Raw genomic sequence first — 438 nt, forward strand, 5'->3', positions numbered from 1 at the left:
CCTCGTGCAGGGAGAGCACGGGTGCGACGCAGGCGTCGGTGCCTTCGAAGACGGCCGTCCAGCGGGCGCGGGTGGCGGACCTGAAGCGGGTGGTGAACTCGGCGCGCAGGGCAGGCCAGTTGCTCGGGTCGGCGCGGTCCGGCAGCGCGTCGGCGTCCAGGCCGAGCAGGGAGACGAACACGGCGTAGAAGTGCGGCTCCAGGGCGCCGACCGCCATCCATCCGCCGTCGGAGGTCTCGTCGCCGGCGTAGTAGGGGCCGCCGCCGTCGAGCAGGATGCGGCCGCGCGCGTCCCGCCAGGTGCCCTCGGCGAGCATGCCCCAGAACAGGCTGGTCAGGTGGGCGGTGCCGTCCACGATGGCGGCGTCCACCACCTGGCCGTGGCCGGTGGCGCGGGCCGTGAGCAGCGCGGCGAGGACGCCGGTCGTGAGGTAGAGGG

1 protein-coding gene is annotated in these 438 nt (G+C 74.9%); it reads right to left on the reverse strand.

The window, feature by feature from the left end:
• Window positions 1–438, reverse strand: a 438-nt coding sequence (locus LPA54_RS39240) for a CoA transferase (protein WP_228985169.1), incomplete at both ends; no start/stop codon positions are given.

The organism is Streptomyces sp. DH12, assembly GCF_020873895.1.
Lineage (GTDB): Bacteria > Actinomycetota > Actinomycetes > Streptomycetales > Streptomycetaceae > Streptomyces.